16 protein-coding genes are annotated in these 13,212 nt (G+C 72.9%); 3 read left to right on the top strand and 13 right to left on the bottom strand.

The annotated features are described in order from the left end of the window. Window positions 1-54: 54 nt before the first annotated feature. The 6 genes from der to ABT129_RS34065 all read right to left on the bottom strand — a co-directional run bounded on the left by der (window position 55) and on the right by ABT129_RS34065 (window position 5,114). The gene (der, locus tag ABT129_RS34040; RefSeq protein WP_351909388.1) at window positions 55-1,503 is read right to left on the bottom strand and encodes a ribosome biogenesis GTPase Der; all 1,449 of its coding nucleotides are present in this window, start codon (window positions 1,501-1,503) and stop codon (window positions 55-57) included. A 70-nt stretch (window positions 1,504-1,573) separates the two neighbouring features. Next, the gene (locus tag ABT129_RS34045; protein ID WP_351909390.1) at window positions 1,574-2,218 is read right to left on the bottom strand and encodes a lysophospholipid acyltransferase family protein; all 645 of its coding nucleotides are present in this window, start codon (window positions 2,216-2,218) and stop codon (window positions 1,574-1,576) included. Further along, window positions 2,215-2,889 carry a (d)CMP kinase gene (gene cmk, locus ABT129_RS34050; RefSeq protein ID WP_351909392.1) on the bottom strand — a complete coding sequence of 225 codons (675 nt, stop codon included), beginning with the start codon at window positions 2,887-2,889 and terminating at the stop codon, window positions 2,215-2,217. Before cmk ends, ABT129_RS34045 begins: the two co-directional genes overlap by 4 nt. Before the next feature lie 175 nt (window positions 2,890-3,064). Beyond that, on the bottom strand, window positions 3,065-4,153 hold the full coding sequence (locus ABT129_RS34055; protein ID WP_351909394.1) for a prephenate dehydrogenase: 1,089 nt from the start codon (window positions 4,151-4,153) through the stop codon (window positions 3,065-3,067). After that, a complete protein-coding gene (gene aroH, locus ABT129_RS34060) occupies window positions 4,150-4,512 on the bottom strand; it encodes a chorismate mutase (RefSeq protein ID WP_351909396.1) in 363 nt (120 codons plus the stop codon). The genes ABT129_RS34055 and aroH overlap by 4 nt, the downstream gene beginning before the upstream one ends. 107 nt (window positions 4,513-4,619) lie before the next feature. Beyond that, entirely contained in the window at window positions 4,620-5,114 is a 495-nt protein-coding gene (locus ABT129_RS34065) for a YidB family protein (RefSeq protein WP_502981994.1), read from the bottom strand. Window positions 5,115-5,161: 47 nt separating this feature from the next. On the opposite strand from ABT129_RS34065, the gene ABT129_RS34070 reads away from it, so the two are divergent. The 3 genes from ABT129_RS34070 (at window position 5,162) to ABT129_RS34080 (ending at window position 6,792) form a co-directional block, all read left to right on the top strand. Beyond that, window positions 5,162-5,497, top strand: a complete 336-nt coding sequence (locus tag ABT129_RS34070) for a DUF952 domain-containing protein (protein ID WP_351909400.1) — start codon at window positions 5,162-5,164, stop codon at window positions 5,495-5,497. Window positions 5,498-5,609: 112 nt separating this feature from the next. Continuing rightward, window positions 5,610-6,092, top strand: coding sequence for a Rieske (2Fe-2S) protein (locus ABT129_RS34075; RefSeq protein WP_351909402.1), 483 nt, complete (start codon window positions 5,610-5,612; stop codon window positions 6,090-6,092). A gap of 10 nt (window positions 6,093-6,102) precedes the next feature. Beyond that, complete coding sequence (locus tag ABT129_RS34080; RefSeq protein WP_351909404.1) at window positions 6,103-6,792, top strand: nucleotidyltransferase domain-containing protein; 690 nt, start codon at window positions 6,103-6,105, stop codon at window positions 6,790-6,792. Between the two features lie 46 nt (window positions 6,793-6,838). On the opposite strand, the gene ABT129_RS34085 is transcribed toward ABT129_RS34080, so the two are convergent. From ABT129_RS34085 to scpB, 7 genes are all read right to left on the bottom strand, one after another. Then, entirely contained in the window at window positions 6,839-7,606 is a 768-nt protein-coding gene (locus ABT129_RS34085) for a nucleotidyltransferase domain-containing protein (RefSeq protein WP_351909406.1), read from the bottom strand. A gap of 3 nt (window positions 7,607-7,609) precedes the next feature. Beyond that, window positions 7,610-8,641, bottom strand: a complete 1,032-nt coding sequence (locus tag ABT129_RS34090) for an ADP-ribosylglycohydrolase family protein (protein WP_351909408.1) — start codon at window positions 8,639-8,641, stop codon at window positions 7,610-7,612. Next, window positions 8,638-9,375, bottom strand: a complete 738-nt coding sequence (locus ABT129_RS34095) for an NUDIX hydrolase (protein WP_351909410.1) — start codon at window positions 9,373-9,375, stop codon at window positions 8,638-8,640. The genes ABT129_RS34090 and ABT129_RS34095 overlap by 4 nt, the downstream gene beginning before the upstream one ends. Then, window positions 9,372-10,451 carry an AAA family ATPase gene (locus tag ABT129_RS34100; RefSeq protein WP_351909412.1) on the bottom strand — a complete coding sequence of 360 codons (1,080 nt, stop codon included), beginning with the start codon at window positions 10,449-10,451 and terminating at the stop codon, window positions 9,372-9,374. Before ABT129_RS34100 ends, ABT129_RS34095 begins: the two co-directional genes overlap by 4 nt. After that, the gene (pnuC, locus tag ABT129_RS34105) at window positions 10,448-11,101 is read right to left on the bottom strand and encodes a nicotinamide riboside transporter PnuC (RefSeq protein ID WP_351909414.1); all 654 of its coding nucleotides are present in this window, start codon (window positions 11,099-11,101) and stop codon (window positions 10,448-10,450) included. The genes ABT129_RS34100 and pnuC overlap by 4 nt, the downstream gene beginning before the upstream one ends. Window positions 11,102-11,270: 169 nt before the next feature. Further along, entirely contained in the window at window positions 11,271-12,620 is a 1,350-nt protein-coding gene (locus tag ABT129_RS34110) for a pseudouridine synthase (protein ID WP_351909416.1), read from the bottom strand. Continuing rightward, window positions 12,620-13,189, bottom strand: coding sequence for an SMC-Scp complex subunit ScpB (scpB, locus tag ABT129_RS34115; RefSeq protein WP_351909454.1), 570 nt, complete (start codon window positions 13,187-13,189; stop codon window positions 12,620-12,622). The genes ABT129_RS34110 and scpB overlap by 1 nt, the downstream gene beginning before the upstream one ends. Window positions 13,190-13,212 lie beyond the last annotated feature (23 nt).

The raw sequence follows: 13,212 nt of genomic DNA on the forward strand, positions 1-13,212 counted from the left end.
CACATCGCGCCCCGGCCCTCCGCCGTGTGGTCACCGCAGGGGTGTCACACGGTGTTACTTCTTGCGGCCGCGCTTCTCGCGCACGCGCACCGAGATGTGGATCGGGGTGCCCTCGAAACCGAACTCCTCGCGGAGACGGCGCTCGATGAAGCGGCGGTAGCCGGCCTCCAGGAAGCCCGAGGCGAAGAGCACGAACCGGGGCGGCTTGGTGCCCGCCTGGGTGCCGAAGAGGATGCGGGGCTGCTTGCCGCCGCGGATCGGGTGCGGGTGGGCCGCGACGATCTCACCGAGGAAGGCGTTGAGCCGGCCGGTGGGGACGCGGGTCTCCCAGCCGGCGAGGGCGGTCTCGATGGCCGGGACCAGCTTCTCCATGTGGCGGCCGGTCTTGGCGGAGACGTTGACCCGGGGCGCCCAGGCGACCTGCTGCATCTCGGTCTCGATCTCGCGCTCGAGGTAGTAGCGGCGCTCCTCGTCGAGCTCGTCCCACTTGTTGTAGGCGATGACGATGGCGCGGCCCGACTCGACCGCCATCGTGATGATGCGCTGGTCCTGGACCGAGATGTTGTCGGTGGTGTCGATGAGGATGACGGCCACCTCGGCCTTCTCGACGGCGGCGGCCGTCCGCAGGGAGGCGTAGTAGTCCGCGCCCTCCTGGAGGTGGACCTTCTTGCGGATGCCGGCGGTGTCGACGAACTTCCACGTCACGCCGCCGAGCTCGATGAGCTCGTCGACGGGGTCGCGGGTGGTGCCGGCCAGCTCGTTGACGACGACGCGGTCCTCGTTGGCCACCTTGTTCAGGAGGGAGGACTTGCCGACGTTCGGGCGGCCGATGAGGGCGATGCGGCGCGGGCCGCCGACGGCGTTGCCGAAGCGCTGCTCGGGGGCCTCGGGGAGCTTGCTGAGGACCTCGTCGAGGAGGTCACCGGTGCCGCGGCCGTGCAGCGACGAGACGGGGAACGGCTCGCCGAGGCCCAGGGACCAGAGCATGGAGGCGTCGGCCTCGCCGGACTGGCCGTCGACCTTGTTGGCCGCGAGGACGACGGGCTTCCCGGCGCGGCGGAGCAGCCTGACGACGGCCTCGTCGGTGTCGGTGGCGCCGACGGTGGCGTCCACGACGAAGAGGCAGGCGTCGGCGGCCTCGATGGCGAACTCGGCCTGGGCGGCGACGGAGGCGTCGATGCCGAGGACGTCCTGCTCCCAGCCGCCGGTGTCGACGATCTTGAAGCGGCGCCCGGCCCATTCGGCCTCGTAGGTGACGCGGTCGCGGGTGACGCCCGGCTTGTCCTCGACGACGGCCTCGCGGCGGCCGATGATGCGGTTCACCAGGGTCGACTTGCCGACGTTCGGACGGCCGACGACGGCGAGGACGGGGAGGGGGCCGTGGCCGGCCTCCTCGATCGCGCCCTCGACCTCTTCGGCGTCGAAGCCCTCTTCGGAGGCGAGCTCCATGAACTCCGCGTACTCGGCGTCGCCAAGTGCCCCGTGGTCGTGCTGGTCGTTCATGAAGTCCGTTCCTTGATCATTCGTGGTCGGTGGGTCCCCGGGCCGCGGGGCCCACTACTGAGAGTCTCGCTCAGCGCCCGGTGAGGCGCCTGGCGTTTTCCAGGTGGTCGGTGAGCTTCCCCTGGATCCGTACGGTGGCCTCGTCGAGCGCCTTGCGGGTGCGCCGGCCGGAGCCGTCCCCCGCCTCGAAGGCGTCGCCGAAGACGACGTCGACACGTCCGCGCAGCGGAGGCAGTGCCTTCACCAACCGTCCTCGGCGCTCGGTGCTTCCCAGGACGGCGACCGGGACGATCCGCGCGCCGCTGCGGACGGCGAAGTAGGCCAGGCCCGCGCGGAGCGAGGCGAAGTCGCCGTCCCCGCGGGTGCCCTCGGGGAAGATCCCGAGGACGCCGCCCTGCTGCAGGACGCCCAGGGCGTCGCCTATCGCCTTGCGGTCCGTGCTGTGGCGGTCCACCTTGAGCTGCCCGATGCCTTCCAGGAAGCTGCCGAGCGGTCCGACGAACGCCTCCTTCTTGATGAGGAAGTGCACGGGACGCGGGGCGGTGCCCATGAGCATGGGGCCGTCGATGTTGTGCGCGTGGTTGACGGCGAAGATGACGGGGCCGGAGGCCGGCACCCGCCAGGCGCCGAGCACGCGCGGCTTCCAGAAGCCGTACATCAGCCCGATGCCGATGCGTCTGCCGACGGCGGCGCCCCTCTGGGAGGGCACGGTCACTTGACGGCCGCCCTCTTCTCGTCCACCAGGGTGACGACGCACTCGATGACCTGGTCCAGGGTGAGGTCGGTGGTGTCGACCTCGACGGCGTCGTCGGCCTTGGCGAGCGGGGAGGTCTTGCGGCTGGAGTCGGCCGCGTCCCGCTTGATCAGGGCCTCCTTCGTCGCGTGCACGTCGGCGCCCTTGAGCTCGCCGGAGCGGCGGGCGGCACGGGCCTCGGGCGAGGCGGTGAGGAAGATCTTCAGGTCGGCGTCGGGCAGGACGGTGGTGCCGATGTCCCGGCCCTCGACGACGATGCCGACCTCGGAGCTCCTGGCGATGGTCCGCTGGAGCTCGGTGATGAGCGCCCGCACCTCGGGGACGGCGCTGACGGCGCTGACCCTGGAGGTGACCTCCTCGGTACGGATGGGGCCGGCGGCGTCCGCTCCGTCGACGGTGATCGTGGGCCGGGCCGGGTCCGTGCCGGAGACGATGACCGGCTTGCCGGCGGCGTTGGCCACGGCCTCCGCGTCGGTGACGTCCACGCCGTTGCTGATCATCCACCAGGTGATCGCCCGGTACTGGGCGCCGGTGTCGAGGTAGCTCAGCCCCAGCTTGGCGGCGACCGCCTTCGAGGTGCTGGACTTGCCCGTGCCGGAGGGCCCGTCGATGGCGACGATCACGGATTCCACGGTGGGAACACCTTCCTGGGTGAGTGGCGGGACCCGGCGCGGATGCGGGGACCTCCACAAGGTTACCGAGTCCCCGGCACCCTTTCGGCCCAGTGGGCGGCGCTCCGCCACCACCGCGGGGCGCAGAGGCGCCGGCGCGTACCCGGCGCCCCACCATCACCGCGGGAGGGACGCGTCAGCTGGTACGCAGCGCCCAGCCCCGCTCCTGCAGGGCCGCGCCGAGGACCGGGGCCGCCGAGGGCTCCACCATCAGCTGGACCAGACCCGCCTGCTGCCCGGTCGCGTGCTCGATGCGGACGTCCTCGATGTTGACCCCCGCGCGACCCGCGTCGGCGAAGATGCGGGCCAGCTCGCCCGGCTGGTCGCTGATGAGGACGGCGACGGTCTCGTAGACCGTGGGGGCGGCACCGTGCTTGCCGGGGACACGGGAGCGGCCGGCGTTGCCGCGGCGCAGGACGTCCTCGACGCCCGAGGCGCCGTCCCGCCGCTTGTCCTCGTCGGCGGACTGCAGGGAGCGCAGGGCGCGCACGGTCTCGTCGAGGTCGGCGGCGACGCCGGAGAGGACGTCGGCGACGGGGCCGGGGTTGGCGGAGAGGATCTCCACCCACATGCGCGGGTCGGACGCGGCGATCCGGGTGACGTCGCGGATGCCCTGCCCGCAGAGGCGTACGGCGGACTCGTCGGCCTCCTCCAGGCGGGCGGCGACCATCGACGACACCAGCTGCGGGGTGTGGGAGACCAGGGCGACCGCCCGGTCGTGGGCGTCGGCGTCCATGACGACGGGGACGGCCCGGCAGAGCGCGACGAGCTCCAGGGCGAGGTTGAGGACCTCGGTGTCGGTGTCGCGGGTCGGTGTGAGGACCCAGGGCCGCCCCTCGAAGAGGTCGGCGGTGGCCGCGAGCGGGCCCGAGCGTTCCTTGCCGGACATGGGGTGGGTGCCGATGTACGCGGTGAGGTCGAGGCCCAGCGCCTCCAGCTCCCGCTTGGGGCCGCCCTTGACGCTGGCCACGTCCAGGTAGCCGCGGCCGAGCCCGGCCCCCATGGCCTCGGCGAGGGTGGTGGCCACGTGCGCCGGGGGCACGGCGACGATGACGAGGTCCACGGGGCCGCCGGGTGCCTCGTCGGTGCCCGCGCCGAGCGCGGCCGCCGTGCGGGCGCGCACCGGGTCGTGGTCGCGCAGGTGGACGGTGACGCCCCGGCCCGCGAGGGCGATCGCGGCGGAGGTGCCGATCAGTCCGGTGCCGATGACGAGCGCTGTTCTCACTGGGCGATGTCCTTGCGCAGGGCGGCCGCGGCGCCGAGGTAGACGTGCGCGATCCGGGACTTGGGCAGCTCGGTCTCCACGTGGGCGAGGAGCCGGACGACCCTCGGCATGGCGCCCTCGATGTCGAGTTCCTGCGCGCAGATCAGGGGGACGTCGACGATGCCGATGCGGCGGGCCGCGGCGGCGGGGAAGTCGCTGTGGAGGTCGGGGGTGGCCGTGAACCAGATGCTGATGAGGTCGTCGGCGCCGAGCCCGTTGCGTTCGAGGACGGCGGAGAGCAACTCCTCGACCCGCTCGCTCATGTGTCCGGCCTCGTCCCGCTCCAGCTGGACGGCGCCTCGGACCGCTCGTACCGCCACGTCGTGCTCCTTCGCCTGCGTCAGTGCTCCGTTCAGCCTAGTCAGCGGTGGGGGCGGTGCGTCGCGGCGCCCGCCCTCCGAGACGGAGGGCGGGCGCGCGGGGGCGGTCAGAGCCGCTGCTGGCGGATGATGTCCTCCAGGGAGCCCTGGGGCACCGATCCGCCCGGGGTCAGCTTGTCCACGGCCTGCGGCAGGGACTGCGCGATCTGGTCGGCCGCCTCCTGCGGGCTGACGCCGGCGTCCTGGGCGACCTTCTGGAGGGTGTCGTCCGGGAGTGCCTCGGCGATCTGGGCGCCGCTGACCGTCTTGTTGTCCCCGGTGCCCACCCACGACTGGGCCTGGTCGACGAGGCCCGACTTGGTGAGCATGTCGAGGAGGCCGCCGAGCGGGTTGGTCCCGTCGCCGCCGCTCGTGCCCTTGGCTCCGCCGAGGGCCCCGAGCAGGGCGCCGAGGATGTTGCCCGCTCCGCCGCCGCCGCTCTGTCCGCCGGAGCCTCCGAGAAGGCCTCCGAGGAGACTGCCGAGGTCGTTTCCCGCCATGGTCCTGCCTTTCGTCCGGTTCGGATCAGGCCCAATGTCACCCGTACCGGGGTGCTCCGCCACTCGGGGTAGGCGCCGGGGCGGTGGGGCGGCGCGGTAGAAAGGTCGGCATGTTGCTGCACGTCGTACCGCTGACCGACTGGTCCGCCGCCCCCGATGCCCCCTACGCCCCGTCGTCCCTCGCCGCCGAGGGCTTCGTCCACTGCTCGCCGGACGAGGCGGCGGCCCTCCTGATCGCCGACGCCCACTACCGGGACGTGGCGGGGCCGCTCCTGGTGCTCGTGATCGACGAGGACCGGCTGGCCGGGGAGGTCCGCTGGGAGGGTTCGGGCGGGACGCTGTTCCCGCACGTGTACGGACCGGTCGAGCGGGAGGCGGTGACCTCGGTCCTGGAGGTGTTGCGGGACGGGGACGGCCGTGCGAGGGAACTGAGCCGCTGGGGCTAGTGGGGGTGCCCGGAGAGCAGCGCCGTCCGCCCTCCGGGCCGGGCGGGACTTTCCGGAGACGACCTAGGGCGTGTTGCCGGACCTGGCGGCGGCCCGGCGCCAAGCTGGCCGTATGACTTCACGCGTCACGAACCGCCGTACCGTCCTGCTCGCCGCCGCGGCCCTCACGACGGGCTGCGGCTCGGACGGCGGCGGGGACGCCGGTACGGCCTCCAGCGCCCCGGCCACCCCGGCGGCACCCACCGGCACCGGCACACCGGCGGAGACCGGCACCCCGGCCCCGACGAGCACGGCCGCGTCCCCCGCCGGAGAGGCCCTGGCCAAGACCACGGACATCCCGGTCGGCGGCGGCACGGTCTTCAAGGAGGCGAAGGTGGTCGTCACCCAGCCCACCGCCGGGGAGTTCAAGGCGTTCTCCGCGATCTGCACCCACCAGAGCTGCCTGGTGAACAAGGTCGCGGACGGCACCATCGACTGCCCCTGCCACGGCTCCCGGTTCCGCGTCGCCGACGGCTCGGTGGCGAAGGGCCCGGCCACCCGCCCGCTCCCGGCGGAGCGGATCAATGTCTCGGGGGACTCGATCACCCTCGCGTAGCCTGACCCGCATGACCCCGGACGAGCTGGTGCGCGCACACACGATCTACTCCTGTGTCATGGGCTCGCGTGCCTTCGGTCTCGCGACCGAGGACAGCGACACCGACGTCCGGGGCGTCTACCTCGCCCCGACGCCCCTGTTCTGGCACTTCGACAAGCCCCCGGCCCATGTGGAGGGGCCGGGCGAGGAGCAGTTCAGCTGGGAGCTGGAACGGTTCTGCGAGCTGGCGCTCCGCAACAACCCGAACGTCCTGGAGTGCCTCCACTCCCCCGTGGTCGAGCACGTCGACGACCTCGGCCGCGAACTCGTCTCGCTGCGCGGGGCCTTCCTGTCCCGGCAGGCCCACCAGACCTTCGTCCGCTACGCCGGCGGGCAGCGCCGCAAGCTCGACGCGGACGTGCGCCAGCACGGCCACCCCCGCTGGAAGCACGCCATGCACCTGCTGCGGCTCCTGACGAGCTGCCGCGACCTGCTGCGCTCGGGCGAGCTCCGGATCGACGTCGGCGAGGAGCGCGAACGGCTCCTGGCGGTCAAGCGCGGCGAGGTGTCCTGGTCCGAGGTCGAGTCCTGGATGAACCGCCTCCAGGAGGAGGCCGACCGCGCCCACGACAGGACCCCGCTCCCGGCGGCCCCGGACCACGCGCGCGTGCAGGACTTCCTGATCCGCGCGCGCCGGGCTTCGCTGCTGAGCGGGAGCTGAGTCCGCGCCCCGCTCCCGAGCGGGCGTCGACCCGCTCCCCCGGGCTCTAGGGCGTCAGCCGGGCCCGTACGACGAGGTCGTGCAGCAGGTCGTGGGCGCGTACCGCCGTCTCCCCCAGACCGGACGCGGCCTGGGCCTCGTCGAGCACCCCGTGCAGGGCCTCCACCTCGGCCCGTACCTCCTCGACCACCACCTCCGCGGGCCCGTGCTCGGCCGCCGCCTTCGCGTCGACGAGGTCGGGCAGCCGGGCGGGCGCCTCGGCCACCTCCCCGACCAGGGTCGGCAGATGGGCCAGCACCTCCCCCGCCCGCATCAGATGGATGCCGGTGAGCAGCGCCCGGTAGGCGTAGAGCAGCGGCTTGAGTTCACCGCTGCTCTCGAAGAGCCGCCACTGCGTCCCGGCGAAGCCCCGGTAGTGGTGGGCGTGGTGATGGGTGAGCACCTCGGGCACCAGCGAGACCAGCTCGGCGTGGGTCTCGGTGGTGTGCGCCACCAGCGGTGAGGTGAGCTGCTCCAGGACGTAGCCGTTGCGGCGCAGCATCAGCCGGACGAACTTCCGCAGGTCGTGGGTGACGAGGTCCATCTCGACGCCGTCCCGGTCCCACATCCGGCTGCGGGTCTCCTCCGGCTCGCGCAGCCCGATCAGGGCGTCCACCGGAAGCAGGTGCGCGCCGCGCAGGTCCACGTCCGAGTCACGGGACGGGAATCCGTACAGGTGCGCGCCGGAGACCGTCGCGAAGAGCAGGGGGTCGGGCTGTTCGGCCACGACGGCGGTGAGGTCGGCGTCGAGGGCGGACTCGAGGGAGAGCGTCATGCGTCAAGCGTCCCAGAGCGCACCGAGGGTCAGCAGGTCGCTCCGGTACTCGATCGACTCCTCCCACTCCTTGGGCCAGGCGTCGGCGCCGAGGTGGGCACCGGCGAAGGCGCCAGTGAGGGCGGCGATCGAGTCGGAGTCGCCCCGGGTGCAGGCCGCGCGGCGCAGGGCGGTGAGGGGCTCCCCGGGGAAGAGGAGGAAGCAGAGGAGGCCGGTCGCGAGGGCCTCCTCCGCGATCCAGCCGTCACCGGTGTACGTACAGGGGTCGAGCTCCGGGTCCGCCGTGCGCTGGACGGCGTCCAGCCGCTCCAGGACGGCCAGGCACTCGTCCCAGCCGCGCCGGATGAAGGAGAGGGCGGAGGGGTCCTGGGAGCGGGTCCAGAGGTCGCCGAGCCAGTGCTCGTGGTAGCGGTCGCGGTTCTCGTACGCGTACGAGCGGAGCTGTCCGACCAGGCCGGCCGGGTCGACGCCCTGGGCGAGCAGGTACACGGCGCGGGCGGTGAGGTCGGAGGCGGCGAGCGCGGTGGGGTGACCGTGGGTCAGGCCGGACTGGAGCTGCGCGGCGCCCGCACGCTGCTCGTCGTCGAGCCCGGGGACGAGCCCGATGGGGGTGACCCGCATGTTGGCGCCGCAGCCCTTGGAGTGGATCTGGCTGGCGTCCTGCCAGGGCCGGTCGAGCGTCAGGAGCTGACAGGCGACCATGCAGGTGCGCCCGGGCGCCCGGTTGTTCTCCGGCGACCGGTACCAGTCGACGAACTCGTCCCGGACGGGCCGGGCGAGCCGGAGCGGGGCGAGCACGCCGCGGTCCATCGCGGTGCGGATGCCCCGGGCGAAGGCGAGGGCCATCTGGGTGTCGTCGGTGACGTAGGCCTTCCCGCCGCGGACGGGCAGGGGCATCTCCCGCCAGGGGCCGACCTTGGCGAGGATCGCGGGCACGTCGTTGAACTCGGTCGGGAAGCCCAGCGCGTCGCCGAGCGCCAGCCCGATCAGGGAGCCGGTCGCGGCCTGTTTGGTGGCGGTGCGGGGGTGGTTCACGTGGATCGTCCTTCCGGTCGCAGGAGGGGCGGGTGGAGGGTCGTGGCCTCGCCCGCCCGGTAGAGAGCGGCCGGTTTCCCCCGTCCGCCGGTGAGGCGCGGAGGTCCTTCCACGGCCTGGACGAAGCCGGGCGTGGTGAGGACCTTGCGCCGGAAGTTGGGGCGGTCGAGTTCGACGCCCCAGACCGTCTCGTAGACCTGCCGCAGCTCGCCGAGGGTGAACTCGGGCGGGCAGAAGGCGGTCGCGAGGCAGGTGTACTCCAGCTTGGCGCCGACGCGTTCGTGGGCGTCGGCGAGGATCCGGTCGTGGTCGAAGGCGAGTGCGCGGACCGTGTCGTAGGGCATCCACCGCGCCTCGGCCGCGTCGCCGCCGCCCCGGGGCTCGGGAGGGTCCGGTACGAGCGCGGTGAAGGCGACCGAGACGACCCGCATCCTCGGGTCGCGGTCCGGCTCGGTGTAGGTGCGGAGCTGTTCGAGGTGGAGTCCGGCGACGGTGGCCTCGGAGAGTCCGGTCTCCTCGGCGAGTTCGCGGCGGGCGGCCCGCTCGGCGGACTCGCGGGGCAGCACGAATCCGCCGGGGAGCGCCCAGGAACCGGCGTACGGCTCCTGGCCGCGCTCGACGAGCAGGACGTGGAGGGCTTCCTCGCGGACGGTGAGGACGGCGAGGTCGACGGTGACGGCGAACGGTGCGAAGGCGTACGGGTCGTAGCCCTCGGGCACCCGGTGTCCGGTCATCGGCGCTCCGGCAGGGGGTCGGTGAGGTGCCAGCCCTCGGCGAGGAGGCCGTCCACGGCGGCGACCGCCGCCGCGAGGCGCTCCTCGTGGGGGCCGGTGAGGACGGCCGTGCGGCGGCCGCTGTGGGCGAGCTGGGTGAGGAAACGCGCGGTCATCCAGGGCCGCAGGTGCTCCCCGTCGCGGAGTCCGTCGTCCTCGAAGTCGACGCCCCTGTGGTCGGTGAGCAGCCAGAGGTGCTGTCGGCCGTGGGCGGCGATCTCTCCGGTGGCGGGGCTGGTGGTGCCCATGTACCGCTCGTGCCAGATGGTGGTGGCGAAGGCGTCGGTGTCGCAGAAGAGGACGGGTGAGCCGTCGCGCGCCGCCTCCTCCTCCAGTTCGGCCTGACGCTGGGCGATGACGGGGAAGTCGGCGGAGTGGAAGGTGACGTCGGACCAGTCGGCGCCGGGGCGTTCGGCGCGGAGTTCGGCGAGCTTGAGTTCGCTGTACTCGCGGCCGTACTCCGGTACGTACCGGGTGCGGGCCCAGACTCCGCCGCGCCGCCGGTAGTGGTCGGCGAGGGCGAGGGCCATGGTGGTGGTGCCGGTGGACTCCGCGCCGAGGACGACGACGCGCCGGGTGAGCGCGGAGCGTACGGGCGGTTCCAGGAAGTCCCAGCAGCCGACCGGGTCGGCGCGGACGGCGGTGCCGGAGACGGGGAAGCGGCCGCGCTCGGGGTCGACGAGGACGGACTCGGCGCCGAACCGGCGGGCGAGCTCCTCCCCGTACGGCTCCGAGGTGAAGACGGCGTCGACGCGCTCGGGCACGGCGGCCCGGAAGACGGCCATGTGGGCGTCCCAGATCCCCGGGTCCCCGAGGTCGACGGGGATGTCGTCGACGGCGCCCACGACGAGGGCGTCGGGGTGGATCTCGCGCATCCAGGCGACGCGCTCGTCGAGCGGGACGGACTCCACGGAGGAGGCGCAGACGAGGACGGTGAGGCGCTCGCAGCGGGCGAGGGCCGTCTCGACGAGATGGTGGTGGCCGGCGTGCGGCGGATAGAACTTGCCGAGGACCAGGCCGTGGCCGTAGCGCTTCATGCCGCCGCTCCCACCGGGAGGTCGCGCCGGGTGGCGAGGTCCCTTGTCCAGCCGCGCAGGCCGAGGACGCAGAGCGCCATGAAGCCGAGGTACAGCAGGGAGGTCAGGTACAGCTCCTTGTACGCGTAGAGCGGTACGTAGACCACGTCGGCGGCGATCCACAGCCACCAGGACTCCAGGCGCTTGCGGCACTGGCCGTAGGTCGCCATGAGGGAGAGCCCGGTCGTCAGGGCGTCCCAGAAGGGGACGGTCGAGTCGGTGGCGCGGTCGAGGAGCAGGGTCAGGGCGAGGATCCCCACCACCCCCGCCGTGATCAGCCAGGTCCACTCGGTGCGCGTGGTGCGGCGCACCGGGAGGACGTCGGAGCCTGGTCCACCCCCGTGGGTCCAGGTCCACCAGCCGTACACGGCGAGGGTGATGAAGACGATCTGGAGGCCGGCGTCGGCGTAGAGCCCCGCCTGTGTGAAGAGCAGGACGAAGAACAGGTTGTTGGCGATGCCGATGGGCCAGTTGGCGAGGTGCTGACGGGCCACGAGCCAGACGCAGAGCGCCCCGCTGCCGAATCCCAGGACCTCGGTCCAGCTGACCGGGGTGTCCAGGACGGTGAAGAGCGGCTGCTGCAGCGGTTCGAGCATGCTTGCGAGGCTCACGCCCGCCTCCTTAAGAGTCATGTTGACTATAAAGGGCGGTGGAGTGCGGCCACAAGCCCGAATTCCCGGGGCGGGACACCCCGGAGGTGATCCCCGGGGCGGGCCGGGACGCGGAGAAGCCCGCGACCGGCGAACGGTCGCGGGCTTCTCCGTGCGGAGGCGCGGGGCCTTACATGCCGACTTCCTTCATCAGCATGCCGACCTCGGTGTTGGTGAGCCGGCGCAGCCAGCCCGACTTCTGGTCGCCCAGGCCGATCGGGCCGAACGCGGTGCGGACCAGCTTCTCGACCGGGAAGCCCGCCTCGGCCAGCATGCGGCGCACGATGTGCTTGCGGCCCTCGTGCAGCGTGACCTCGACCAGGTAGTTCTTGCCGGTCTGCTCGACCACGCGGAAGTGGTCGGCCTTGGCGTAGCCGTCCTCCAGCTGGATGCCGTCCTTGAGCCGCTTGCCGACCTCGCGGGGCAGCGGGCCGGTGATGGCCGCCAGGTAGGTCTTCTTCACGCCGTACTTCGGGTGCGTGAGGCGGTGGGCCAGCTCGCCGTGGTTGGTGAGCAGGATGATGCCCTCGGTCTCCGTGTCGAGCCGGCCGACGTGGAAGAGACGGGTCTCACGGTTGTTGACGTAGTCGCCGAGGCACTGGCGGCCGTCCGGGTCCTCCATGGTGGAGACGACACCGGCGGGCTTGTTCAGCGCGAAGAAGAGGTGCGACTGGGTGGCGACGGTCAGGCCGTCCACCTTGATCTCGTCCTTCTCCGGGTCGACGCGCTTGCCCTGCTCCAGGACGATCTCGCCGTTGACCTCGACGCGGGCCTGCTCGATGAGCTCCTCGCAGGCGCGACGCGAGCCCATGCCGGCCCGGGCGAGGACCTTCTGCAGCCGCTCGCCCTCCTGCTCGGCGCCGGGGAAGGTCTTCGGGGTCTTGATCTCCGGCCGGTTCTCGTACCGCTCCCGGTTGCGCTGCTCGATCTTGGCGTCGAGCTCGCGCGAGCGGGCGGGGGCCTGCCGCTGACCGTGCGGGCCACGACGGGGCGGGGTGCCGCCCTGAGGGGCCTTGGGGCCGCCCTTGGCGCCGCCGCGGGCCGCGGAGCCGCGGCCCTTCTTCGGGGCCTCGGCGGGCGGGCTCACGTCGTAGGAGCGCTCCTCGGGGCGAGGCCGGCGCGGGTTGCTCGGACGCTTCTGGTCGTCGCGGCCGCCGCCACCCTGGTAGCCGCCACCGCCGCCACCGCCCTGGTAGCCGCCTCCGCCGCCGCCCTGGTAGCCACCGCCGCCACCGCGGTAGCCGCCACCGCCGCCGCTGCCACCGGAGCCGCTGCCGCCGCGGTAGCCACCGCCACCGCCGCCGCCACCCCGGGAGCCGCCACCGCTGCCGCTGCCGCCACCGGAGCCCCGGTAACCGCCGCCACCGCCGGCGCCGCTGCCACCACGGCCGCCACCGCTGCTGCCGCCGCGGCCGCCGCTGTTGCCACCACGGCTCCCGCCGTTGTTTCCGCTGCTGTTCCTGCCGCTGCTGCTTCGCATCAAACTTCCGTCTTGTCGTCGTCGTCCTCACGATCCGGTGCATCCGGATCGAACGACGGGACCCCTTCCAGCGAGTCCGGCTCGACCGCCTCCGCCTCGGGGAGGAAGGGTGCCAGCTCGGGGAGCTCGTCCAGGCCGCGAAGGCCCATCCGCTCCAGGAAGTAGTTCGTCGTCCTGTACAGGATCGCACCTGTTTCGGGTTCCGCGCCCGTCTCCTCCACCAGACCCCGCTGCAGGAGGGTCCGCATCACCCCGTCACAGTTGACCCCGCGCACCGCGGAGACCCGGGAACGGCTGACCGGCTGGCGGTACGCGACGACCGCCAGGGTCTCCAGGGCCGCCTGGGTGAGCCGGGCCTGCTGCCCCTCCAGGACGAAGGCCTCGACGGCCGCGGCGTGCTCGGCGCGGGTGTAGTAGCGCCAGCCGCCGGCCACCCGTCGCAGCTCGAAACCGCGGCCCTGGACGGTGTACTCGTCCGCCAGCTCACGCAGGGCGTCGGCCACCTCACGGGGGGTGCGCTCCAGGACCTTGGCGAGGTGCGCCTCGGTGGCGGGCTCGTCGACGACCATCAGGACGGCTTCGAGGGCGGGCT

The organism is Streptomyces sp. NPDC002057, from assembly GCF_040296665.1.
Lineage (GTDB): Bacteria > Actinomycetota > Actinomycetes > Streptomycetales > Streptomycetaceae > Streptomyces.

What these genes read in the sequence shown, in the direction of transcription:
- der (WP_351909388.1), bottom strand. Translation starts at nt 1,503, where the DNA reads ATGAACGACCAGCACGACCACGGGGCACTTGGCGACGCCGAGTACGCG.
- ABT129_RS34070 (WP_351909400.1), top strand. Translation starts at nt 5,162, where the DNA reads ATGTTGCTGCACGTCGTACCGCTGACCGACTGGTCCGCCGCCCCCGAT.
- ABT129_RS34075 (WP_351909402.1), top strand. Translation starts at nt 5,610, where the DNA reads ATGACTTCACGCGTCACGAACCGCCGTACCGTCCTGCTCGCCGCCGCG.
- ABT129_RS34080 (WP_351909404.1), top strand. Translation starts at nt 6,103, where the DNA reads ATGACCCCGGACGAGCTGGTGCGCGCACACACGATCTACTCCTGTGTC.
- ABT129_RS34085 (WP_351909406.1), bottom strand. Translation starts at nt 7,606, where the DNA reads ATGACGCTCTCCCTCGAGTCCGCCCTCGACGCCGACCTCACCGCCGTC.
- ABT129_RS34095 (WP_351909410.1), bottom strand. Translation starts at nt 9,375, where the DNA reads ATGACCGGACACCGGGTGCCCGAGGGCTACGACCCGTACGCCTTCGCA.
- ABT129_RS34100 (WP_351909412.1), bottom strand. Translation starts at nt 10,451, where the DNA reads ATGAAGCGCTACGGCCACGGCCTGGTCCTCGGCAAGTTCTATCCGCCG.
- ABT129_RS34110 (WP_351909416.1), bottom strand. Translation starts at nt 12,620, where the DNA reads ATGCGAAGCAGCAGCGGCAGGAACAGCAGCGGAAACAACGGCGGGAGC.
- scpB (WP_351909454.1), bottom strand. Translation starts at nt 13,189, where the DNA reads ATGGTCGTCGACGAGCCCGCCACCGAGGCGCACCTCGCCAAGGTCCTG.